We start from the raw sequence: 23,463 nt of genomic DNA, 5'->3' as shown, positions 1-23,463 counted from the left end.
ATATGAGGGATTAATTAAAATCCCTTACTAACTCTTTTGCGGCGCCTTCATCTGTAATGAGAATCGAATCATGCGCTTGTTGCATAAACGCTTTAATTGCCTTTGCTTTTGATGAACCTCCTGCAACAGCAATAACACATTTATTGTTCTTTAAATCATCGAGTTGTATGCCAACTGTTTTAACTTTATGAACAACTTCGCCTTGATGATTAAAATAGTATCCAAATGCCTCACCTACAGCATGTCCATTTTTCACTTTTTCTAAGTCTGCTTGTGGTGTTTTACGGCGTTCTGCCATTGTCATAGCGTCTCCTATTCCGTGAACAACCATACCAGCGGACTTAATTAAATGAAGCATGTCTTTAATAGATGGTTCACCGATAATAGATCGGTATGCTTCATCACTAAGCTGATCTGGAACATGAAGCAAGCGATAGTGACTCATGGACTTTTCAGCCATCTTAGCACAAATCGTATTTGCTTGGTTTTGTACATTTTCCCCTAGCCCTCCGCGAGCAGGTACAAAAAGTACATCAGGGTGTTTTAAATCAGGTGTCATCATTTCGGCAACGGCGGCAAGCGTCGTACCACCTGTAACAGCAACGGTATTTTTTTTACCAACAAGGCGCTCCTTGATACACGAAACAGATGCTCGACCCATTTCATTTTTGACCCAAGGAGATTGATCACTATCTCCAGATACAACAACAACTTCTGATAAAGAAAACGCCTCTTTTAATGTTGTTTCCAATAACCGAAGTCCTGAAACTTCCTTCATTACTTCTTCTAATTCAGCCAGAAGGAGCTCTCCCTCATTTGTAAGCGTCATTCCACTAGAGTAAATGTCAATCAAATCTTGTTCTTTTAAGAATGTTACTTCGCTTCGTAACACACGCTCTGTTAGCCCAAGGCTTACAGCTAAGTTTCTGCGGCCAATCGGCTGCATTAAACGTATGTATTGCAAGATTTGATAGCGCTTTTGCATAACTGAGAGAAGTTCAGGTAATAATTTTCGTTGTACTTCTATTAAAGAACGCATGTTAAAATCCCCTTAAGGCATAAACTCGCTGGACATTTTTTGTCCCGTATAGACATATTATGTCCCACCTTGCGCAAAAAAAATTCACCCTGCTACAAAATCTATTCTAACAGGAGTGAATCCTTTATTCAACTCATGTGTTGCCTATTTTTAAAAGTAAGCGTTTTCTTAACAGAATACCTGTTATTTTTCCATATTCTATTTCTTCTCCATCCATTTCTACTACAGGAATGGCAAGATGATACTTTTCCAGCCACTCATCGTTTTTGTAAATATCTCGTTCAATAAGCTGAAAGGGAAACTCCGACTGCAGCCCTGCAAGCAGCTTCTTTGCATCATCGCATAAGTGACAGCCATTTTTAGTATACAGTACGATTTCCACATTCCCACTCCTTTACTGCGTGACAAAAAGTTTTCGTTGACTGGATGGTAGAACGTTTAATTGATCTCGATATTTGGCTACCGTTCTTCTTGAAATAGTAACGTTATAATTGCTTTGCAAAACGTTAGCCAACTGCTGATCTGAAAGCGGACGCTGTTTGTTTTCTTCTGCTACTAGCTTTTTAAGCAGTTCTTTTACGTGAGTTGTAGAAGTTGCTTCGTTGTTGCCCAGTTGAATACTAGTTGAAAAAAAAGATTTCATTGAAAAGGTGCCAAAAGGCGTTTGAATATATTTGTGCCGAGTAGCACGGCTAATCGTTGATTCATGCACAGACGTTTGTTCCGCTACTTCCTTCATTGTTAACGGCCTCAAATACGAAGGACCCTTTTTAAAAAATGCTTCTTGTTCAACGAGTAAGGTATTCATTAATGCATTTAATGTATCTTTGCGTGTGTGTAAACTTTTCATAATCCATTGGAATTCACGATATTTCTCTTGTAAATAAGAAAACATTTCTTGGTTCTGCCTATTTTTCAGCTGAAGTTTGTATTGTTCATTCACTGAAAGTCGAGGTTCCAAATCCTCATTTGCATAAGCAACGACATTTCCATCTTCAATTTTTACAATAAAATCCGGTACAATGAATCGTTCATTGGACTTCATATAAAACGATCCAGGACGAGGATTTAATTTCTTAATCTGTTCATGTAAGTGTTGAAGAGCTTCAAGTGAGATTTGACATAACTTTGAGATTTTCATCCATTTTTTATACGCGAATTCCTCAAAGTGATGTGTCAAAATTTGCTCTATTTTTTCTGTCCATTGATTATTCCTTTTTAATTGAAGCATTAAGCACTCTTGTAAACTTCTTGCCCCTACTCCTGCCGGGTCCATCTGCTGCACAAGCTGGAGAGCCTTTTCAACCTGCTCCTGATCTTGGCCAAGCTGGTTAGCAAGTATGATTAACTCATCGTGCAAATAGCCAGCATCATCCAGGCTATTAATAACAAACTCAACGGCTGCCTGCTCACATTCATCTAACTTTAATAATGCGGATTGATTCATTAAATGTTCGTACAGCGTTTCTTTAGGAGCTGGTATACTGCTCATATAATCTGTTGAATCAGAAGTTGCATGATTTTTTTGATTGTGAGATGTATAGACGGGCAGCTCTGAAAAATCTATAAGCGGATTTTGAAGCGCCTGCTCATGTAAAAACGCTACAATATCCATCGATGAATATTGTAAAAGAGAAATAGCTTGTGATAATTCTTTTGACATCGTCAGCTTTAACGACTGCTGCTGAAATAATCCAATCTCCATTATTTCTCCCCTCCCCTTCATCTATTTTACTATAAAAACGCTTTCAAAGAGCATGTAACTATTTTTTATATGTAATTTTTTCATCAAAAAATCTTCGTCAACCTTTGTTAACGAAGCGGTTCATCCTATTTTTAATTATTAACCATCAAAAAAGTAATAGAGCTATACACCTTTATAACTTTTCATTATAATTTGCACCAACCACATGATCCAAGTAATAATCCGACATGACGTTTTCTTCGTCATGTCGAATTTTCTGCATGTGTATAATATATAGAAAAATTGCTTATTGAATGGTTTGTGCCATTTGCATAAACTTGTCCAAGTTTTCTTCTTCATTTTTCGTGAAGATGGTTAGCTTCATTGGTTTCTTTCCCTTAACCAACACAGCGTTTACCGTATGATCGCCAGATGTGGCTTCATACCAAACAGAATCTTTGAAGATTCCATTCTCTTCAAGATTCTTTTTCTCTGCTGCATTTTTATTAACTGCTGTTGCCGTTTGTTTAACAGATTGAGCAGCGTCATCCATCGATACTTCTGATGAAAGCATTTCAATACGCATAAATTGAGAATCATCTGAAGTTAATACTAACGCATCTTTTCCTGGTTCTTCACCCGTTAGTTTATAACCGTCCATTACTTGAATAGAATAATCTTGTCCTGGGCTTTTTGTTAGTTTTGTTTCTGAAGAAGACGTTGACTGTCCATCTTCCGCTGTTTCGCTAGTTGATGATTGACTTCCTGAAGGTTTGGCTGAGACCTCGGAAGAATCCGCATCTTTTTTCGAATCTTCTTTTGCAGCGCCTGATGTTTGATCAGATTTAGAAGCTGTGTCCTGCTGAACATTTTCTGCTTGATCATTAGACTTCGACTGAGCAGAATCTTCATTCGTCCCGCATGCAGACAGCAATAGTGCTACCGATGCACTGACAATGAAAAGTTTGTTCATATATTTCATATTTATTCCTCCTCCGTGTTTCTTTTCCTTATATACTGTTTTATAGTATTCTGACAAATTCCGCAACCGGTACAATGGAATTAATTTCTTGCTTACTTACGCGTATAAAGGGTTATAGGAGGAAAATAAATATATTTTTTTGAGAAGGTGAGCCTTTTTACTCAAAATAAAAAACGTTGCGTAATCCGCAACGTTTTGAGACGCCCTCGACAGGATTCGAACCCACCCTAAGAGAACCGGAATCTCTTGTGCTATCCACTACACTACGAGGGCATATTTGTCACAACTTCCATTATAGGAGAGAAAACTTCTCTTTTCAATAGAATACTACGTTTATTTTTTTTAGAAGGGGGAAAAATTTTAATAATGTCAAAGAGGAATACATAGTCTTTTAAGCGAATATGTGTAGTAGAGGTTCTTTTGTTTGACCTTTATTGACCATACGTGTATTATAGGTACATAACAAATTATTCTTGTTAAGGAGGAATTTAATATGAACTTAATTCCTACAGTTATTGAACAAACAAACCGTGGTGAACGTGCTTATGACATTTATTCACGTTTATTAAAAGACCGCATTATTATTTTAGGTAGTGCTATTGACGATAATGTAGCTAACTCAATCGTTTCTCAGCTTCTATTCCTAGCTGCTGAAGATCCAGAAAAAGATATCTCACTTTATATCAACAGTCCAGGTGGCTCTATTACAGCTGGAATGGCTATCTACGATACGATGCAATTCATTAAGCCAAAAGTTTCTACAATTTGCATCGGTATGGCTGCATCAATGGGTGCTTTCTTACTGGCTGCTGGTGAAAAGGGCAAACGTTTTGCTCTTCCAAACAGCGAAGTAATGATTCATCAACCTCTTGGTGGTGCTCAAGGACAAGCTACTGAAATCGAAATTGCGGCAAAACGTATTCTATTCTTACGCGAAAAACTAAATTCAATTTTAGCTGAGCGTACAGGTCAACCGTTAGAAGTGCTACAACGTGATACAGATCGTGATAATTTCATGACTGCTGAACGCGCTTTAGAATACGGTCTAATTGACAAAGTATTAGAAAACGACCCTAAATAAAAAAAAGCCTTTCCCGCTGCGGGAAAGGCTTTTTTATGCATCGTTCTCTACGTAAGCTACTAACGCATCCATTGCTTCTTTTTCATCTACCCCTTCAACAATGAGCGTAATGAGAGAACCATTATTAATCGCTAAGCTCATTAACCCCATGATACTCTTAGCGTTGACTACTTTCTCATCTTTTTTCAAGTACACATCAGATGTAAAACGAGTTGCTTCTTGCACAAACAGTGCCGCAACACGAGCTTGTAATCCCGTTTTTAATTTTACTTCTACTTGTTTTTCCATGATAAAATCCTCCCCCTTGCAATTCCCCTTATGTGACTGGCTGACCGGCGCGAAGCTTGTCTGCTATTTGGTCAATTTTACGCAACCGATGGTTAATGCCCGATTTGCTAATTTGACCTCCAGATACCATCTCACCAAGCTCCTTTAACGTAACGTCTTGGTATTCCACACGCAAACGAGCAATTTCTCTTAGCTTTTCTGGTAAGATGTCTAATCCAGCTGTTTCATCAATATAACGAATGTTTTCCACTTGACGAATAGCCGCTCCGATCGTTTTATTTAAGTTAGCTGTTTCACAATTAACTAAGCGATTAACGGAATTTCGCATATCTCGGACGATTCTTACATCCTCAAACCGTAAAAGAGCGTTATGGGCTCCAATGATATTTAGAAACTCCGTAATTTTTTCAGCTTCTTTCAAATAGTTAATATAGCCTTTTTTCCGTTCTAATGTTTTACTATTCAATTGAAATTCGTTCATTAAATTGCATAAAGCTTCGTTGTGCTCTTCATACAATGAAAAGATTTCAAGATGGTACGATGATGTCTCTGGGTTATTAATAGAACCGCCGGCTAAAAATGCGCCTCTTAAGTAGGATCGCTTACAGCATTTTTTTTGTACTAGCTCTGGTGAAATACGATGTGTAAACGTGAACCCTTCTTCTACAATTTTTAAGTCTTCCAAAAGCATTCTCGTTTTTTCTACTAATCGAACAATATACACATTGTTTTTCTTCAACCGCATTTTCTTACGCACAAGCAGTTCTACTGACACATCATAATTTTTCTTAAGCAGGACATAAATGCGCCGAGCAATCGCTGCGTTTTCTGTTTGAACATCAACCGTGAATTTTTTATTCGAAAAAGAAAGTGAACCATTCATTCGAATTAATGCAGAAAGCTCTGCTTTTGCACAGCAATCTTTGACTTCTAAATTCGTTAACTCTTTTTTTGTTTCTGATGCAAATGACATAACTTCACCTCCAATCTACATACGGAAATAGTGTTAAACACCCGTATTCGCTTTACCTTGCAGCGATGTCAGCATAGAATACACAAGCTTTGCTACTTTTTTTGTATCATGCCTAATTACGCTGCCGTCATACTGAATAATTTGATCTTCAATCACTTCTAACTCTAATTTTAGCAATACTTCACGATCATATTCTACAGGCTGAGCCTGCTCTACTTGATATTTCTTTTTCAAAGGTGCTGGAATAGGTGCATTATTGACGATAATCGCATCTAAAAATGCACACGGCATATGATTGTAAAGCGCTTTAATATGATCACTTGCCTTAAAGCCTAATGTCTCACCCGGCTGCGTCATCACGTTGCATACGTACACTTTCTTGGCTTTTGTCGAACAAAGCTCGTTACAAATATCCTGCACCAGTAAATTCGGCAAAATACTTGTATAAAGACTTCCGGGCCCCAACACAATTAAATCAGCGCGTCGAATCGCTTTTATTGTCTCGACAAGCGGTTTCACATCAGCGGGCGATAAAAATACTTTATTAATTTTTTTATTAACTTCTGGAATTTTAGATTCACCTGTTACGATGGATCCATCTTGCATCTCCGCATGCAGCACAACACTTTGATTAGCTGCTGGAAGTACTTTCCCTCTGACGTTTAGTACTTTGCTCATTTCTCGTATAGCATGCACAAAATCGCCAGTAATAGACGTCATAGCTGCAAGCAACAAATTGCCAAGAGAATGGCCTGTAAGCTCATTTCCTGTATCAAATCGATGCTGAAAAAGCTCTTCAACTAGTGGTTCTACATCAGATAAAGCAACTAGCACATTTCGAATATCACCAGGAGCAGGGATTTCAAGTTCGTCGCGCAATCGGCCAGAACTTCCCCCGTCGTCTGCTACGGTTACGATGGCTGTAAGATCAAGAGGGTATTCCTTCAACCCTCTTAACAGCACTGGTAAACCCGTTCCTCCCCCAATGACGACAACTTTTGGAAGCTGTTCACTGCTCATCTATGATTTTCCTTTCTCCTCTCAATGTCACGATGAGAAATATGAGTTTTGTATTCATTCTGGAAATGGTGACCTAAATATTCAGCTAGTGTGACGGAGCGATGCTGTCCGCCTGTGCAGCCTATAGCAATGACCAGCTGGCTTTTACCTTCTCGCTTGTACTGTGGAAGCATAAACGAAAGTAAGTCTACTACTTTTTCAATGAACTTTTGAGTTTCCGTCCATTTTAATACGTAAGAAGAAACCTCTTCTTCAAGCCCCGTTTTAGGACGCATATGGTCAATGTAGTGAGGGTTTGGCAAAAAGCGCACATCAAAGACTAAATCAGCGTCAATAGGCACACCATATTTAAAACCAAACGACATCACATTAACAGTAAAAACCTGTGAAGCGTGCGACGAAAACTGAGTTAAAATTTTCTCTCTAAGCTCTCTTGGTTTTAACTCTGACGTCTCATAAATAAGCTGAGCTCTTCCCTTTAACTCCTCAAGAAGCTCACGTTCCATACCAATTCCTTCTAAAGGTAAACCCGAAGGAGCTAGCGGATGTGAACGTCTCGTTTCTTTATAGCGCGTCACCAATACAGAATCTTTTGCATCTAAAAATAAAATTTGTGGCGTGACCCACGTTGTTTCACTCATGTTATCTAATGCTTCAAACAAGCTTTCAAAAAACTCTCTGCCTCGCAAGTCCATAACAAGAGCAACTTTATTCATTTTATTCCCTGACTCTTTCATGAGTTCTAAAAATTTCGGTAGCAATGTAGGGGGTAAATTATCTACACAAAAGAACCCTAAATCTTCAAAACTCTGAATTGCTACTGTTTTTCCTGCACCTGACATTCCAGTAATAATCACTAATTGAATATCGCTTACAGACCCAGTACTCATTTTCCATCCCCCTCAATCTATGCATACATGTCTATTTATCATTAACAAGGATCAATTCGATAAGATAATAACTCGAAATCTGTTGTATACGTAAAGTTGCCATAAATAACACCCGACCCTTTTGCTACATAATCGATAATGTGATGATCTCCCGGTGCCATCGGCAATTCACTTACTTCACTCAAATTATGCCAACCGAGTTTGCCTTCTTCTGATTCTAGCACATTTGTCCCATCAAAATCTGTAGCAAAAAAAGTAAACATCATCCATTCAGATGAAATTTGATCGTTTTCTTTCATCGTAAAAGTAAAGATACCTTTTACAGTGGGATTTTTCAAATAAATTCCCGTTTCTTCACGAAATTCTCTTACAACAGAGTCTTTTACAGATTCTCCTTGCTCCATTTTCCCACCCGGGGCCACCCACCAGTTTCGTCGTGGCTTTTGAAGCAACAATACTTTATCATCTTTCATTAATACACAATTTGTGACCCTTTGCATGTTTTCCACCTCATCATATGTATACTGACATTTTCTTTTATTATACTACGAAACAAACTTCTCTCACAACGGAGATGAACTGACTATTACTAAATTTTCTGAAAATAATCCATTACTGTTATATACGTAAATTCAATCTGTTATAGTCACAAAAAAGAGGCATAGGAACACGTCCTATGCCCGACATATATATATTTTATAAAAGGGGGTCAATTACTATCTATATAGTACCCCATCAATGTTTCACAGGTGTTACAGAACAGTTAAAACCGAATTACGTTTTGTAAAAGATTGATTTCAGCCTTATTGCTGAATAGCTTTTAACTTTTCTTTTAACTCTTCTACATAGTGCTGAGCCGCTTGAGCAGCAATGCTGCCATCGCCTGTAGCTGTTACAATTTGACGAAGAGCCTTTTCACGAACGTCTCCAGCTGCGAACACACCTGGTACTTTTGTTTCCATTTGCTCGTTCGTTTCAATATATCCTTCTTTATTCGTGATGTTTAGGCTTTCGAATGGTTTTGTTAGTGGAACCATTCCAACATAAATGAATACGCCGTCCGCACCAAACTCGCGCTCTTCACCTGTTTTTGTGTCTACTAACGTTACGCTGCCTACTTTACCGTCTTTTTCATTTACTTCTTTGACCGTTGTATTCCAAATAAAGTCGACTTTTTCGTTATCAAATGCACGCTGCTGTAGGATTTTTTGCGCACGAAGCTCATCGCGTCGGTGAATAATTGTTACTTTTGTTGCGAAGCGTGTTAAATATACGCCTTCTTCAACCGCAGAGTCTCCACCGCCTACAACGACTAGCTCTTTACCTTTAAAGAATGCACCGTCACATACAGCACAATAAGATACGCCGCGGCCGCCTAGTTCTTTTTCTCCTGGCGCACCTAATTTTTTATATTCAGCACCAGTAGCAACGATTACTGAACGTGTTTTATATTCTTTGCTGCCTGCACGAACTGTCTTGTATTCTTCTCCGTCGATGATTTCTTTAATATCACCGTACGCATATTCCGCACCGAATTTTTTTGCATGCTCAAACATTTTGTTAGAAAGGTCAGGACCAAGGATATGATCATAACCTGGATAGTTTTCTACATCTTCCGTATTAGCCATTTGACCGCCTGGAATTCCGCGTTCAATCATTAATGTTGATAAATCTGCACGAGATGTATATACAGCAGCAGTCATACCTGCTGGGCCTGCCCCAATAATAATGACATCATAAATTTTTTCTTCTGTCATCGCTTTACACTCCTTTAGGAAATTCCTTCGTAGTTGATTCCAAATTTATGGATAATTATTTCGTTACCACTATCCTAATATGTTCTTCCTATTATCGTCTATTTTTTTGCTCAATTTAATAACGTATTCACAATTTTACTGTACTTTCTCACTGTTGCAGCGGAAATGGAATATTGTTTTGCCGCATCGGCTTGAGTAATAGACTGGTTTTGTTCTTTCGCCCATATATATGTGACGGCTGCGGCCCATGCATTTACGTTCACATGCTGAAAATCATAGGATTGTTTATATACCTGTACATATACATAAAACCAAAAGCTTAAAAGATCCTGGATATCACTTTCAGTCTGCGATTCCATCTCCAGTTCAATAACATCTGCCACCTCAAAAATCACATGGTGTTTATCCTGCCATACATACGTATATACTTCATCTAAAAGTGTACTCATATGTATGGACGACTTGATTTCTTCTAAAAGAAGCAGACGCTGTTGTTCAGGAAGCTTCTTCGCCATATACAGGCTGTAAAGCTGATCATGAACATTTTTTGTTGCACATTTCTTTTTCGCTGTAATATCCACTTTCGATTGAAAAACCTTCGCAGCTTTTTGACTGATGCGCCAAGGCTCCTCTCCTTCTTTATCAGGAACGTCTTCCAATGCCAGCTTCCACATTTCTTTAGCGAACGCTTCACGCCCGGTATAGTAAGAAGCATATGAGAGCCAATAATGAAATGAGTTGTCTCCTTGAAATCCTTGTGTATAAAGCTTTTTTAACCATCTGTATGATAGTTTGTATTGACCAATCAATGCAAATGTTGCTCCAAGCTTATAGCGGTGTTCAAATGACATTGGATAAACGCGGCTAAGCCCGTCTGTAAGCTCCTCAACTTCTTTATGCTTATGGCAATAATAATAGAAAATCAGCTGATTGCATAACGCATGAAGATTTCCAGGGTTTTTCTCCAATACTTCATTCAGCAAATCCATTGCCTTATCAATTTTATTTAAATAAAAATAAGCTAACGCTAAATTATTATATGCAGACCAGAATTCTGGATACTCATCAATTATTTCAGTTAACAAATCCACTGCTTCTTCAAAATTCGTTGCTTCAAGCAGTCTTTTTGCTTGTTCTTGTTTTATAATCAGCATGTCGCCTAGCTGATTTTTAGGCTCTTCATCTTCTTCATCCACATCAATTGATAGTAAATCTAACAGATCTGTAGCCGATCGAAAGAGGTCACCATTTGGAAAATGCTCAATGTAATACATCGCGTATTTTTTTGATTCTTCAAACAGTCCAAGATGCGCATAGCTGTTGGCTATATAGTAGTAACAGCTTCCTAATGTATCGTCCATGTGATGAATCACATGGAGAAAAAGCTCGTTGGCATCTTGATAATCTCCCTGCTCCGTTAAAGCTACTCCAACGTTTGTAAGAAGCTGTGGATTACGGGCATTTTCTTTGTTTGCACGCGTTAAATACTTGAGCGCTTTATCCGACTCCTCTTCTTCAAACGCCTGCAGCGCTTTTTCGAAATAGAAGTCACCCGTTTGCGAAAATGGAATTACTTGTGCCATTTTTTGAATTACTTTTGAGTGTTTTTCCATTAAGCCCTCCAAATAAGTTGATAATTTCGACGTTCGTAGTATATCACATTTGCCAAGAAGTTTAATACCTCTATTCAAAAAAGGAGCCTGTAAACAGTCGTTTCTGGACACAAATAAGAGAAGGTTTTGCCTCTTTTATCTAAAATGAGACAACTCCTTCTCTCTTTTCACTATGTAGCTATTAGCTAGAGTGACGCTCTTTTAATACTGATAGGACATCGTCTAAAGGCAGCTTTTGCTCACGAAGTAAAACAAGTACGTGGTACAATAAATCTGCAACTTCCCACTTCAGCTCATCATGGTCACGATTTTTTGCTGCAATAATCACTTCACCAGCTTCTTCTCCTACTTTTTTGAGGATTTTATCTACGCCTTTATCGAATAAGTACGTCGTATAAGCTCCTTCTGGCATTTCAGCTTCACGCTTAGCGATTACTTCTTCTAGCTCATTAATAATAGCAAAACGATTATCGTTTTGTTTATTTTCGCCAAGAATTGTTTCATTAAAGCAGCTGTAAGCGCCTGTATGACAAGCAGGACCTTGAGGCTCCACTTTTACAACAAGAGAATCAGCATCACAGTCATATGCCATGCTCACAATTTTTTGTGTGTTTCCAGAAGTTGCACCCTTGTGCCACAACTCTTGTCGAGAACGGCTGTAAAACCATGTTTCACGTGTATCAATTGATTTTTGAAGTGATTCTTCGTTCATATAAGCCAATGTTAAAACTTCTTTGCTCACAGCATCTTGTACAATAGCTGGCACAAGTCCATCACTGTTGAATTTAATGTTTTCAATCGTCATCGAATGCTCACTCCTTGTTGTTTTGCATAGCTTTTAATTTCTTTTACAGATGTTTCTTTATAGTGAAAGATCGAAGCCGCCAAAGCCGCGTCAGCTTCCCCTTTTTCAAACGCATCGACAAAATCTTGACCATTTCCTGCGCCGCCGGAAGCAATAACAGGAACGCTCACCGCTTGGCTGACTGCTTTAGTTAATGCTAAATCAAACCCTGACTTTTCACCGTCTTTATCCATACTCGTTAACAAGATCTCACCCGCACCGCGCTTCACTGCTTCTCTAGCCCAGTCGATTACTTCCCAGTCCGTTGCTTTGCGGCCTCCGTGTGTGTAGACTCGCCATGATTGTAAGCTTTCATCATACTTAGCATCGATGGCTACCACAATACACTGAGCTCCAAAAAAGTCGGACCCTTCTGTAATCAGTGTTGGATTGAGTACGGCCGCTGTATTTAACGACACTTTGTCTGCACCAGCACGAAGCATTCTTTTCATATCTTCTAATGCATTAATTCCTCCGCCCACCGTAAAAGGAATCGCTAGCTGAGATGCTACTTCTTCTACAACATGTACCATCGTTTTGCGTCCTTCATGAGAAGCAGAAATGTCTAAAAAGACTAATTCGTCTGCGCCTTCTTCATCGTAAAATTTCGCCAATTCTACAGGATCTCCTGCATCTCGAAGTTCCACAAACTGAACTCCTTTTACCACACGGCCGTCCTTTACATCTAAACAAGGAATGATTCGTTTTGTAATCATTACGCTTTCACCTCTTGAAGTGCTTCAGCTACTGTAAACTTATTTGTATAAAGTGCTTTCCCTACGATGGCACCAATAACGCCGTCAGCTTCATATTTCTTTAGTGCATCTAGATCAGCAAGTTTACTAACTCCCCCTGATGCAATCACACCTTTTCCAGTAGCCTTAGCCATTTCAACAATTCCTTCCACATTAGGACCAGACAGCATACCATCAGTAGAAATATCCGTGAAAATAAATGTTTCCGCACCAGCATTAGCCAATTCTTTTCCTAGTTCTGTCGCTTTGATTGTAGATGTTTCCACCCAGCCTTCCGTCGCAACATAGCCATCACGTGCATCAATACCAATAGCAATACGGGCACCATATTCCTTCAGCATTTTTTTCACAAATTCAGGATTAGAAATAGCTGCACTTCCTAAAATAACACGGTCAATTCCGCTTTCTAAATAGTAAGCAACGTCAGCTTCTGAGCGAATGCCTCCTCCAATTTGCACACGTACATCTAATTTCTTTTTCACGCCTAGCACAAATTCATCATTCACGCGCTTGGCCGCTTTTGCGCCGTCTAAATCAACCATGTGAATCCACTGAGCGCCTTCACTTGCGAATTGTGTGGCCATATCTACCGGAGAATCTCCGTACACCGTTTCTTTTGAGTAATCTCCTTGAAGCAAACGGACGCACTTTCCTCCGCGCATATCAATGGCTGGATATATTTCAAATTTGCTCATACGATGGGCTCCTTTTCTCTACGAAGTTTGCATAATTTTGCAGCATTTGCATTCCGATTGCACTGCTTTTTTCAGGGTGGAATTGAGTGCCAAATACGTGTTCTTTTCCAACAACTGCTGGAACTTCGACATCATAAGGACTTGTTGCTAAAAGCACGTCTTGATCATTTGTTTTTACGTAATAAGAGTGAACAAAGTACACATGACCTTCACTGATTCCATCAAGCAGAGCAGACTGCTGATGAAAATCTAAAGAGTTCCAGCCCATATGGGGAACTTTATATGTCTGTCCTTCGGCAGTAATGCCGGGAATACGCTCGACTCTCCCTTTTAACAGTTCCAGCCCTTTTGTTACGCCGTTCTCATCGCTTTCTTCAAATAAAAGCTGCATACCTAAACAAATTCCAAGCAAAGGCATTCCTTTTGCTACTTCTTCTTTAATAAAGTCCGTCAGTTTTGTTTGATTCAGCTGTTCCATCGCATCTTTGAATGCTCCAACTCCAGGAAGAATCAGCCCTTTTGCCTTTCTTAGTTCTGCAGGATCTGCCGAGATAATATAATCATAGTTTAATCGTTCAAGAGCTTTACTTACGCTGTATAAGTTGCCCATCCCATAGTCGATAATTCCAATCATTTACAACATCCCTTTCGTCGAAGGCACACCTTTGACACGCGGATCAATCGTTGTCGCTTCGTCCAAAGCACGTGCTAAAGCCTTAAACACCGCTTCAATAATGTGGTGCGTATTTTTACCGTAGTGTACAATTACATGTACATTCATGCGAGATTCTAATGCAAATTTCCATAAAAATTCATACACAAGCTCTGTATCAAATGTACCGACGCGCGACGCGGGAATATCACCTTTAAATTCAAAATGAGGACGATTGCTTAAATCTACTACCACTTGAGCCAACGCGTCATCCATTGGTACAAAAGCATTTCCATAGCGTTTAATTCCTTTTTTATCACCGAGCGCTTCTTTGAACGTTTGACCAAGGCAAATACCGATATCTTCCGTTGTATGGTGATCATCAATCTCCGTGTCTCCATCTGCTTTTACATCAAGGTTAAACTGTCCGTGTTTTGTAAATAAATCGAGCATATGATTTAAAAAAGGAACGCCTGTATCAATGCTCGCTTTTCCTTCTCCATCGATTCCAATCGCTAATGCAATATCCGTTTCGTTTGTTGTACGTTTAATACTTGATTCTCTCATTGTGAAACTCCTTTCAACTGTGCATGTAGTAAGTAAAGAAAAGAACATTTCTACTCTTTTCTTTTAATCTCCACCTTATTTTTTAAAGCGTTCTTCAACCGCCCTTGCATGAGCTTCTAGCCCTTCTAAACGAGCAAATGCTGCGATTTTCGGGACATTTTTCTGGAGAGCTTGTTGGCTGTATGAAATGATACTAGACTTTTTCACAAATGAATCAACTGATAAAGGACTTGAGAATTTTGCAGTCCCATTTGTTGGAAGAACATGGTTTGGTCCCGCGAAATAATCGCCAACAGGTTCTGAGCTGTATCTTCCTAGAAAAATAGCACCGGCATGACGAATGGAACCTAAAAGTTCAAGCGGACTTTCAGTCATAATTTCTAAATGCTCAGGAGCTAATTGATTAACAGCTTCAATCGCTTCTTCTAATGACCCGGTCACATAAATAGCGCCATGGTTATCAATAGAAGGTTTTGCAATTTCTTTACGAGGTAAAGATTCCACTTGTCTTTCCACTTCTTCTTTAACAGCTTCGGCTAATTTCATCGAAGGTGTAACTAAAATACTTGAAGCTAATTTGTCATGTTCTGCTTGAGACAATAAATCAGCGGCCACTTCGTTCGGCTTAGCCGTATCGTCTGCTAGTACGACAATTTCACTAGGTCCAGCAATTGAGTCAATGTCTACTAAGCCATATACTTCTCTTTTCGCTAATGCAACAAAGATATTACCTGGCCCTACAATTTTATCGACGGATTGAATTGTTTCTGTTCCATAGGCAAGTGCTCCTACTGCCTGAGCTCCCCCTACTTTATAAATCTCTTTGACCCCAAGCTCACTCGCTGCTACCACTACTCCAGCAGGAAGCGCGCCGTCTTTTCCTGGAGGTGAAACCATCACGATACGTTTTACACCTGCCACTTGAGCAGGAATGACATTCATCAAAACGGAAGAAGGATAAGCCGCAAGGCCTCCCGGTACATAAACACCTACTGCATCTAAAGGCGTTACTTTCTGCCCTAAAATGGTGCCGTCTTCTTTTGTTGTCATCCAAGACTGCTCGACCATTCTTTCGTGGTAATCACGAATGTTGTCAGCAGCTTCACGAATGATTGACAGCATATCTGCATCAACCAGCTCATAAGCACGCTTCTTTTCTTGTTCTGTCACAAGCAAAGAAGAAAGCTCAACGCCGTCAAATTGGGCTGTATACCTTTTTAAAGCTTCGTCTTTTTGCTCTTGCACCTGCTTTAAAATATTTACGACAATTTCTCTTTGAGCACTCGTTCCTTGATCAATCGTACGTTTTAAGCTCACTTGTTCTGTTACACGTGTAATTTTCAATGTATGTCACCTCTTTTATACAGGTTGAACCACTTGGGCTAAACGATTCACTAAATCATCAATTCGTTCGTCTTTTAAACGATAGCTCACAGGGTTCACAATCAAACGCGATGTAATATCTTCAATGTGCTCCAATTCAACAAGTCCATTCTCTTTTAGTGTTTGTCCTGTTGATACAATATCAACGATCCGATCAGCTAGGCCGATTAAAGGCGCTAATTCAATGGAACCATTCAATTTAATAATTTCTACTTGCTCTCCTTGCTCCCTGAAATAAGTAGATGCTACATTTGGATATTTGGTTGCCACTTTTTGAGCAATTTCTGATTTTTTAGTATTAGGCAAACCGGCAACGGCCAGATGACATTTACTAATATTTAAATCCAACAGCTCATAGACATCTCTTTCTTCTTCTAACATTACGTCTTTACCTGCAATACCAAGATCCGCTACCCCGTATTCTACATAAGTAGTAACGTCCATTGGTTTTGCTAAAATAAAGCGCATGTTCTCTTCAGGAATGTCTACAATCAGCTTGCGCGAATCGTCAAATTCTGGCGGCAATTGAAAGTCTGCTTGACGCAAAAGTTCAGCTGCTTCTTCAAAAATACGTCCTTTTGGCATTGCAATTGTTAATAGTTCACTCATTATTGTCCCCCCTTGCCTCGTTTTCCAATTAGAAACGTGACTTCTTCAAACTGTGCAGTAAATACATCAACATCATCAACGCCTGCAATTTCCTGAGTCACTACCCGGTATCCTTGCTTGCGCTGTTCAGCAGCTAAAGCTAGTGCCTCATCTAAACGCTCCTGGCTATATAATATGCCGTATACTGCTGAAGGCTCATATACTTCTTCGCCCAGCGCTTCAATTAAGCGGTCGAGCTGAATTCCAAATCCTGTAGCTGGTGTTTTAGACGCGAATTTTTCAAGAAGCTGGTCATAACGTCCTCCATTACCGATATGGAAACCAACGTTTTCAGCAAAGACTTCAAATAAAATACCTGTGTAATAGCTCATATGACTGACTAAGTTAAAATCAATTTTAATTTCATCCGTTACACCGTACGCATCAAGCATATTCCATAGCTTTTTCAAATCACCGGCTGCTTTTTTACCAGCTTCGTTTTCAACTAGTTCAACCGCTTCTTCAATCTTCTTTTCATCTCCGCGCAGGTTAAGCAGCTGAAGGAGACGCTGTTTATCAATAGAAGATAGATTCAAATCTTTTACATGATTACGATAACCCACGTAATTTTTCTCATATAAAAAGCGGCGAAGCACGTTAGCACGTTCTTCATTTCCGACAATTTCTAGAAAAAGCGAATTAACAAACCCGATGTGGCCAATTGCCACTTTAAATGATTTAAGTCCCGCTCTTTTTAAAGCGCCGATCATGAGAGCAATCACTTCAGCATCGCTGCTCATTGTAGCGTCTCCAATTAGCTCAACACCTATTTGTTCAAACTCCGCCGGGCGGCCGCCCTCACGCTGCTGAGCTCGGAATACATTTGCTTCATAAGCTAAGCGCAAAGGAGAATTATTTAAAAGTTTTGAAGCGGCCACACGTGCAAATGGCGTTGTTACATCCGGTCGCAGCACAAGCGTATGCCCTTCTTTATCTAAAAGTTTAAACAATTGTTGATCTAAAATAGCTGATGCGCTTCCTACCGTCTCGTAGTATTCCACAGTAGGCGTTGCCATATATTGATAGCCCCAGCTGCTGATTTCATCTGCCAGCTGATTGCGAACTTGTTTTTTTCTTTCAAAAAGAGCTGGCAGGGTATCTCTCATTCCAAGGGGTTTTTCAAACATAAATAACTTTGACATTCCGACACGTCCTTTAAGCTTGATTTTATCTATTATTGATAGGTTGATTTCGCTTTATCGCGCTAATGTATTAGCGAAATAACAAATTAAAGTTATTGATAGTTTACACCCGATAAAGTCAGCCGTCAACCGCCAGCTGTTCAAATTTACAAAAAAAACCACAGCTTAGTTCTTGCTAAGTTGTGGCTTTAGGCTCTGCTTCCTTACGCTTTTCCATTTCTTCTTTTGTATAGATGACACGCATAGGGTTACCTCCAACAAAGAAACCGGGTGCGACATCTTTATGAACCACCGTTCCAGCCGCTACAACCGCTCCGTTGCCGATTGTTACGCCTGGAAGGATGGTGCTATTTGCTCCAATCATCACTTCATCCCCAATGTTGACATCTCCAAGACGATATTCCGTTATCAGATATTCATGAGCGAGAATAGTTGTATTGTATCCGATAACCGTATTGCGTCCTACTTGTATTTTTTCAGGAAACATAATATCGAGCATCACCATAAGGGCAAAGGATGTTTGAGGTCCTACTTTCATCCCTAAGCACGCTTTGTACAGCCAGTTTTTCATCGAAAGAAAAGGCGTATAGCGAGCGCATTGAATGATTAGGAAGTTGCGTACTACTTTCCAAAAAGGCACGGTCTTATAGACATGCCAAAGGGAATTAGCTCCTTTAACCGGATAGCGCGTCGTTTTTCTCACTGACGTTCTCCTTTTAATATATCAATTAAATCCGTCATATTCTCTAAAATAATATCAGGATTATAAGAAGCGATATGATCTCTTCCTTTTGCGCTCCAAGCAACTCCAGCTGTTTTCGTATAAGCTCTTTGGCCAGAAACGATGTCATGATGGTTATCTCCCACCATCAGCGCTTCTTCAGGTTTAGCATTAAGCAGCTTCAGTGCTTTTTCTACTGGCTCAGGATGCGGCTTTGCATTTGTTACGTCTTCAATTGCAACAATCGTATCAAAGAACTGGTCTAACTTTGTTAACTTAAGCCCCATCATGACCGTATTTCTTTGCTTTGTTGTGACAATACCTAATTTATAATTCTGCTCGTGCAGCCATTTAACTGTTTCAAGTACGCCTTCAAATTCTTTAACAAGCAAATCATGATTAGCTAGATTATGCGTGCGATACATCTCAATCATTTCGTTTACTTTCGTTTTATCCATTTCTACAAACGTGTCGTATAAAGGAGGTCCCATAAACTGTAAAATATCTTCACGAGTATATTGTTCAGGATAATAGTGATTAAGCGTATGAGTAAACGAAGCAATAATTAATTCGTTTGTATCAATTAACGTACCGTCTAAATCAAACAAAACCGTATTAATCGTCATTATTCATTTCCTTCCCTTGCGTCAAATCAAGTTTGTGTAAATCCTGTAGCTTTTCTTCATTTACGCCTTAGATTGTGCTTCTTCATTCTCTAAGTATTTCTGTTTACTCATGCCCGTCACGCGGCGGACAATAATTAAAATAATGGCTATTACAATCAGTGCAAGTGAAACAACTTGAGCGATTCTGAGTGTATGCGTCAGCATTAAACTATCCGTGCGAAGCCCTTCTACAAAGAAGCGTCCAACTGAGTACCAGATTAAATAAGATAAGAAAATTTCTCCTTTTCGCAGACTGGTGCGGCGAAGTGCCATCAACAGGATAAATCCGGCAAAATCCCATAATGATTCGTATAAAAACGTAGGATGATAGTATGTACCGTTAATATACATTTGGTTAATAATAAAATTTGGAAGGTGCAACCCTTCTAAAAAAGCACGGGTAACCGGCCCCCCATGTGCCTCTTGATTCATAAAGTTTCCCCAGCGCCCAATGGCTTGGCCAAGGATTAAACTAGGCGCAGCAATATCAGCCAACTTCCAAAATGAAATCTTTTTTACTTTCGAATACACAATGGCAGTTAATACGCCTCCGATTAAGCCCCCATGAATGGCAATCCCACCTTGCCAAATCTGAGGTATTTCATTTAAATGCTTTGAATAGTATCCCCATTCAAAGGATACATAATAAATTCGTGCACAAATAATAGCTATTGGCACAGCAAATAAGATAAGATCAACAAATGTATCTTTTGATAAGCCTCTTCTTACACTTTCTCTTGTCGCAATATAAAGACCTAATAGAACACCTGCACCGATAATTACGCCGTACCAGTAGACCGTTAGAGGGCCAATTTCAAGGAAAACGCGATCTAACGGCTGAATAGTTGCTTCCACAAGTTAACACCCTTTCTTATAAATCTTCACGATCTCCTTCTTCAATTACATCTGTTAGACGTGCAGAAAATTGTTCTGCTGCGTTAATACCCATACGCTTTAAGCGGAAGTTCATTGCTGCCACTTCAATGATAACAGCTAAGTTTCGTCCCGGACGTACTGGCAATGTAATTTTTGTAACGTCTGTATCAATAATTTTCATTTTATCTTCTTCTAAACCAAGGCGATCATAATGTTTCTGCTGATCCCATGTCTCTAACTGAATAACAAGTGAAATTCGCTTATAGCTTCGTACAGCTCCTGCGCCGAATAGCGTCATCACATTGATGATCCCTAGTCCTCGAATTTCAAGCAAATGCTCGATTAAACCAGGGGCATTTCCTACAAGCGTGTCTTGATCTTCTTGACGGATTTCCACACAGTCATCGGCTACTAGACGATGTCCCCTCTTAACAAGCTCTAGAGCTGTTTCACTTTTACCAACGCCGCTTTTTCCCATAATTAATACACCAATTCCGTATATATCAACTAATACGCCGTGCATGGCAGTAGTAGGTGCTAGCCGGCTTTCAAGAAAATTCGTTAAATGGCTGGAAAGTCGCGTTGTTTTAAAGCTTGAACGCAGCACAGGAACTGATTCACGCTCTGAAGCTTCGATAAGTTCTTTCGGTACATCCATTTCGCGCGAAACAATGATAGCCGGCGTGATATCTGTACACATCTTTTCCATTCGAACTTTTTTTTGTTCATCATCTAATTGTTTAAAAAATGATAGTTCTGTTTTACCTAACAGCTGGATACGTTCTGCTGGGTAATATGTAAAATAACCTGCCATTTCAATACCTGGACGTGAAATATCACTTGTTGAAATAGGGCGGTCGATTCCTTCTTCTCCGCTAATAAGCTCTAATTTAAATTTCTCAATGATGTCTTTTGTACGTACTTTAACCACCGTGCATCCTCCTTTTATGAACAGTCATATACCTGTTCATGTCTACAGTATATCCAACTCTCGCTTTTATGTCGCGTTTGGTTCTAGCCATTTTATTTTATCATTAATACGGAAAGAAAAGAAAAAAAGATGGCATAGGCTGCATCACCTTACCATCTTTTTTAGAAAATTAAATATTGCAAGAAAGTTATCTTCTATTTTGAAGCGGTTCAACAATCACTCGTTGAATAAGCGCATTTAAAAGCGACATAATTATTGAGGCTAAAAGCGCTGTACCAAACCCGTCAATATTAAAAGAATCTCCCATAACACTTTGTGTAATCATCAGCGTAATGGCATTAATGACGAATAAAAACAGCCCAAGCGTAAGAAATGTCACCGGCAGGGTAAGTAAAATTAAAATCGGCTTAACAAACACGTTCAAAATAGATAGAATCAAGCTGGCGATAATAGCTGCACTGACTGATTCCAAGTGGAAAGTGTCGATATAACCTGCAATTACGATTAATACGAGGGCATTGATTAAAATACTAATGATTCCACGCAATAACATTTTTAGAAATCTCCTTCTTCATTTGGAACTAAAAACACAAAAATCATATATAAGATGACCGGAGTACCTACTGTAAAAAATAAACTGATGATAAACAATACGCGGAGTAGTGAAGCATCTATTCCGATATACTGAGAAATACCGCCGATAACACCCGCAAGCTTGCGATTTGTTCGCGAACGATACAACTTTCGCACGTTAATCATCTCCTTTGTTTTTTTACTAAAACAAGCGTTTTCTATTTTATAACAATTGAGCCCGTTTTGGATTCAGCTAACAATTTATAGCCTTTCGGCGAAGCGACATTTGCTTTGAAACGAAGTTGTTTCATCACCGTTTCTTTTTTCTCATCTACTATTTCCATCTCAGGAAGTGTACACGTAAAATTCCCAAAGTTAGATTTCAAATCTCCATCAACGGAGAGATGAGGCGGCGTATAGAGCGTAATGCTTCCTGTAGTCGTTTTGAAAAATGCTTTTTCAATGCGCTCTCCTTTTAAATAAGTATCAATATCTCCGTTAAATGTCTGAACATCAATCTTTTTTGTATCTCCATCAAATTTAACCGTTCCATTGATTGTTTCAAGCTCACATTTCGAAGCCAGTATTCGAGAAAGTTCCATGTGCCCGTTTGATGTCTCCATTTCGAGAGAATGGCTGTTCACATCGTAAAAGCGGATGGTACCATTAGCTGTTTTGGCTTTCAGGTCTCGTACGCTTAGTCTTTCCCCATCGATTGAACCATTAAACATACGGAGCTTGACGCGTTCATATTCCATTTCTGGAATATAAATAATCGCTTTCACTTTCATTTGCTTTTGCTGAATTGAAAAGCGCAATTTGCCATTTTCAATGGAAAATGCCGTATGTTGCAAGAAAGTGCGGCGTGCTTCATCCGAATTCTCTACTTTGTAGATAGCAGCTTCACACTCTATTCGTACTTCTGTACTTCCCCAAGGTCGGAGTTGGACGCTTCCATTTGCTAAATCTACGTCAATCTCTTGAATATATGCTTCTGATTGTTGAAAGATGTGCTGAACGTCAATCGAAGGACCAAAGTTAAAATCTAAATCTCCTTCTTTTACTTTTTTTACCGTTTGATCTACAAATGTAAGTAATTTTTCCTTTAAAGAGCTTTGAGATGACTTAGAAGCGTACGTTTTTTTCTGTTTTCCTCCTACATAAGGGGATAGCTCAGCTTTATCAGGCGTAGCATAGGAAGAATCATTAGCTGAGCCTTTTTCCAGTGAGTTTAGCAAAGTTAAAGCCTCATCTACGCTAAGTTTCCCTTCTTCTACCATCTGTAAAATTTGTTTACGCTTTTCACTCATACCTTCCATCTCCTCTTTACGTTTTAGTCATTTAACTTTTATCTGCTTAATATTTGTATCCCTTTTACAATATTCCATACAAACACAACAACATTAACTAAAGAAACAACAACTAAAGCTACAATTAAAAGAATAAATACCGTTCCACTAGAGCCAGTAAGAGCAGGAAGCAAGAAAAATAAGAACAAGATCGCTGTAGCGATAGGTAATAAATGTGACAAAAATGCAGTTTTTGCATGTTTCTTTACTTCTATGTTATGAACAACAAAATAAATAATAATAGGTAATAAAAATGGTGCAAAGAAAACGCTAAAATAATTTAAGGAAGATAGTATGCGATTTCCTTCCATAATAATCAGCTCCTTATATCATGT

At 39.1% G+C, this 23,463-nt stretch carries 28 protein-coding genes and 1 tRNA gene; 1 reads left to right on the top strand and 28 read right to left on the bottom strand.

Translation table 11 applies throughout. The features are described 5' to 3' along the window. Nucleotides 1-10 precede the first annotated feature (10 nt). The 5 genes from POF52_RS19490 to POF52_RS19470 all read right to left on the bottom strand — a co-directional run bounded on the left by POF52_RS19490 (nt 11) and on the right by POF52_RS19470 (nt 3,978). On the bottom strand, nt 11-1,039 hold the full coding sequence (locus tag POF52_RS19490; protein WP_271994212.1) for a sugar-binding transcriptional regulator: 1,029 nt from the start codon (nt 1,037-1,039) through the stop codon (nt 11-13). A gap of 133 nt (nt 1,040-1,172) precedes the next feature. Then, nucleotides 1,173-1,421, bottom strand: coding sequence for a glutaredoxin family protein (locus POF52_RS19485; protein ID WP_271994210.1), 249 nt, complete (start codon nt 1,419-1,421; stop codon nt 1,173-1,175). Nucleotides 1,422-1,433: 12 nt separating this feature from the next. Beyond that, complete coding sequence (rpoN, locus tag POF52_RS19480; protein ID WP_271994208.1) at nt 1,434-2,744, bottom strand: RNA polymerase factor sigma-54; 1,311 nt, start codon at nt 2,742-2,744, stop codon at nt 1,434-1,436. A gap of 286 nt (nt 2,745-3,030) precedes the next feature. Beyond that, nucleotides 3,031-3,705 (bottom strand): hypothetical protein, encoded by a 675-nt coding sequence (locus tag POF52_RS19475; protein ID WP_271994207.1) that lies wholly within the window; start codon nt 3,703-3,705, stop codon nt 3,031-3,033. Nucleotides 3,706-3,906: 201 nt separating this feature from the next. Beyond that, nucleotides 3,907-3,978, bottom strand: a tRNA-Arg gene (locus POF52_RS19470). Between the two features lie 220 nt (nt 3,979-4,198). Between POF52_RS19470 and clpP the strand changes: the two genes are divergently transcribed. Further along, nucleotides 4,199-4,786 carry an ATP-dependent Clp endopeptidase proteolytic subunit ClpP gene (gene clpP, locus POF52_RS19465; RefSeq protein WP_013059707.1) on the top strand — a complete coding sequence of 196 codons (588 nt, stop codon included), beginning with the start codon at nt 4,199-4,201 and terminating at the stop codon, nt 4,784-4,786. Between the two features lie 33 nt (nt 4,787-4,819). On the opposite strand, the gene POF52_RS19460 is transcribed toward clpP, so the two are convergent. The 23 genes from POF52_RS19460 to POF52_RS19350 all read right to left on the bottom strand — a co-directional run bounded on the left by POF52_RS19460 (nt 4,820) and on the right by POF52_RS19350 (nt 23,439). Continuing rightward, nucleotides 4,820-5,074, bottom strand: coding sequence for an HPr family phosphocarrier protein (locus tag POF52_RS19460; protein ID WP_013059708.1), 255 nt, complete (start codon nt 5,072-5,074; stop codon nt 4,820-4,822). A gap of 28 nt (nt 5,075-5,102) precedes the next feature. Then, nucleotides 5,103-6,047 carry a DNA-binding protein WhiA gene (whiA, locus tag POF52_RS19455; RefSeq protein ID WP_013085390.1) on the bottom strand — a complete coding sequence of 315 codons (945 nt, stop codon included), beginning with the start codon at nt 6,045-6,047 and terminating at the stop codon, nt 5,103-5,105. Nucleotides 6,048-6,080: 33 nt separating this feature from the next. Beyond that, nucleotides 6,081-7,067, bottom strand: a complete 987-nt coding sequence (locus POF52_RS19450) for a gluconeogenesis factor YvcK family protein (RefSeq protein ID WP_271994204.1) — start codon at nt 7,065-7,067, stop codon at nt 6,081-6,083. Further along, complete coding sequence (gene rapZ / locus POF52_RS19445) at nt 7,064-7,957, bottom strand: RNase adapter RapZ (protein WP_013059711.1); 894 nt, start codon at nt 7,955-7,957, stop codon at nt 7,064-7,066. The genes POF52_RS19450 and rapZ overlap by 4 nt, the downstream gene beginning before the upstream one ends. Nucleotides 7,958-7,998: 41 nt before the next feature. Continuing rightward, complete coding sequence (locus tag POF52_RS19440; RefSeq protein ID WP_013059712.1) at nt 7,999-8,457, bottom strand: 8-oxo-dGTP diphosphatase; 459 nt, start codon at nt 8,455-8,457, stop codon at nt 7,999-8,001. A 303-nt stretch (nt 8,458-8,760) separates the two neighbouring features. Beyond that, a complete protein-coding gene (gene trxB / locus POF52_RS19435; protein ID WP_013059713.1) occupies nt 8,761-9,714 on the bottom strand; it encodes a thioredoxin-disulfide reductase in 954 nt (317 codons plus the stop codon). 110 nt (nt 9,715-9,824) lie between these two features. Next, a complete protein-coding gene (locus tag POF52_RS19430; protein ID WP_271994199.1) occupies nt 9,825-11,327 on the bottom strand; it encodes a tetratricopeptide repeat protein in 1,503 nt (500 codons plus the stop codon). 181 nt (nt 11,328-11,508) lie between these two features. Beyond that, nucleotides 11,509-12,132: a bifunctional phosphoribosyl-AMP cyclohydrolase/phosphoribosyl-ATP diphosphatase HisIE gene (gene hisIE / locus POF52_RS19425; protein ID WP_013059715.1), complete on the bottom strand. Its 624-nt coding sequence runs from the start codon at nt 12,130-12,132 to the stop codon at nt 11,509-11,511. Beyond that, nucleotides 12,129-12,887, bottom strand: a complete 759-nt coding sequence (gene hisF, locus POF52_RS19420; RefSeq protein WP_176585246.1) for an imidazole glycerol phosphate synthase subunit HisF — start codon at nt 12,885-12,887, stop codon at nt 12,129-12,131. Before hisF ends, hisIE begins: the two co-directional genes overlap by 4 nt. Continuing rightward, nucleotides 12,887-13,621 (bottom strand): 1-(5-phosphoribosyl)-5-[(5-phosphoribosylamino)methylideneamino]imidazole-4-carboxamide isomerase, encoded by a 735-nt coding sequence (gene hisA / locus POF52_RS19415; protein WP_097824889.1) that lies wholly within the window; start codon nt 13,619-13,621, stop codon nt 12,887-12,889. The genes hisF and hisA overlap by 1 nt, the downstream gene beginning before the upstream one ends. After that, nucleotides 13,608-14,255, bottom strand: coding sequence for an imidazole glycerol phosphate synthase subunit HisH (gene hisH / locus POF52_RS19410; protein WP_016765871.1), 648 nt, complete (start codon nt 14,253-14,255; stop codon nt 13,608-13,610). Before hisH ends, hisA begins: the two co-directional genes overlap by 14 nt. After that, entirely contained in the window at nt 14,256-14,840 is a 585-nt protein-coding gene (hisB, locus tag POF52_RS19405; RefSeq protein WP_025752581.1) for an imidazoleglycerol-phosphate dehydratase HisB, read from the bottom strand. A gap of 75 nt (nt 14,841-14,915) precedes the next feature. Then, nucleotides 14,916-16,184 (bottom strand): histidinol dehydrogenase, encoded by a 1,269-nt coding sequence (gene hisD, locus POF52_RS19400; protein WP_271994194.1) that lies wholly within the window; start codon nt 16,182-16,184, stop codon nt 14,916-14,918. Nucleotides 16,185-16,199: 15 nt separating this feature from the next. Then, on the bottom strand, nt 16,200-16,832 hold the full coding sequence (gene hisG / locus POF52_RS19395) for an ATP phosphoribosyltransferase (protein WP_271994192.1): 633 nt from the start codon (nt 16,830-16,832) through the stop codon (nt 16,200-16,202). After that, entirely contained in the window at nt 16,832-18,013 is a 1,182-nt protein-coding gene (locus POF52_RS19390) for an ATP phosphoribosyltransferase regulatory subunit (RefSeq protein WP_043977360.1), read from the bottom strand. The genes hisG and POF52_RS19390 overlap by 1 nt, the downstream gene beginning before the upstream one ends. A gap of 175 nt (nt 18,014-18,188) precedes the next feature. Then, nucleotides 18,189-18,716, bottom strand: coding sequence for an acyltransferase (locus POF52_RS19385; protein WP_271994187.1), 528 nt, complete (start codon nt 18,714-18,716; stop codon nt 18,189-18,191). Beyond that, a complete protein-coding gene (gene ppaX / locus POF52_RS19380) occupies nt 18,713-19,360 on the bottom strand; it encodes a pyrophosphatase PpaX (RefSeq protein ID WP_028409653.1) in 648 nt (215 codons plus the stop codon). Before ppaX ends, POF52_RS19385 begins: the two co-directional genes overlap by 4 nt. A 60-nt stretch (nt 19,361-19,420) precedes the next feature. Further along, the gene (gene lgt, locus POF52_RS19375) at nt 19,421-20,254 is read right to left on the bottom strand and encodes a prolipoprotein diacylglyceryl transferase (RefSeq protein ID WP_176585241.1); all 834 of its coding nucleotides are present in this window, start codon (nt 20,252-20,254) and stop codon (nt 19,421-19,423) included. Between the two features lie 16 nt (nt 20,255-20,270). Then, on the bottom strand, nt 20,271-21,206 hold the full coding sequence (hprK, locus tag POF52_RS19370) for an HPr(Ser) kinase/phosphatase (protein WP_013085404.1): 936 nt from the start codon (nt 21,204-21,206) through the stop codon (nt 20,271-20,273). A gap of 187 nt (nt 21,207-21,393) precedes the next feature. Beyond that, nucleotides 21,394-21,759, bottom strand: a complete 366-nt coding sequence (locus POF52_RS19365) for a phage holin family protein (protein ID WP_153253955.1) — start codon at nt 21,757-21,759, stop codon at nt 21,394-21,396. A gap of 2 nt (nt 21,760-21,761) precedes the next feature. Beyond that, nucleotides 21,762-21,956 (bottom strand): PspC domain-containing protein, encoded by a 195-nt coding sequence (locus tag POF52_RS19360; protein WP_013059728.1) that lies wholly within the window; start codon nt 21,954-21,956, stop codon nt 21,762-21,764. Between the two features lie 41 nt (nt 21,957-21,997). After that, a complete protein-coding gene (locus POF52_RS19355; protein ID WP_271994182.1) occupies nt 21,998-23,089 on the bottom strand; it encodes a DUF4097 family beta strand repeat-containing protein in 1,092 nt (363 codons plus the stop codon). Between the two features lie 38 nt (nt 23,090-23,127). Then, on the bottom strand, nt 23,128-23,439 hold the full coding sequence (locus POF52_RS19350; RefSeq protein ID WP_013059730.1) for a hypothetical protein: 312 nt from the start codon (nt 23,437-23,439) through the stop codon (nt 23,128-23,130). Between the last annotated feature and the right edge of the window lie 24 nt (nt 23,440-23,463).

The organism is Priestia sp. AB, from assembly GCF_028369225.1.
GTDB lineage: Bacteria > Bacillota > Bacilli > Bacillales > Bacillaceae_H > Priestia > Priestia megaterium.
The sequence above is the reverse complement of the archived record's forward strand: the minus strand, read 5'-3'. Positions and strand labels throughout refer to the sequence as shown.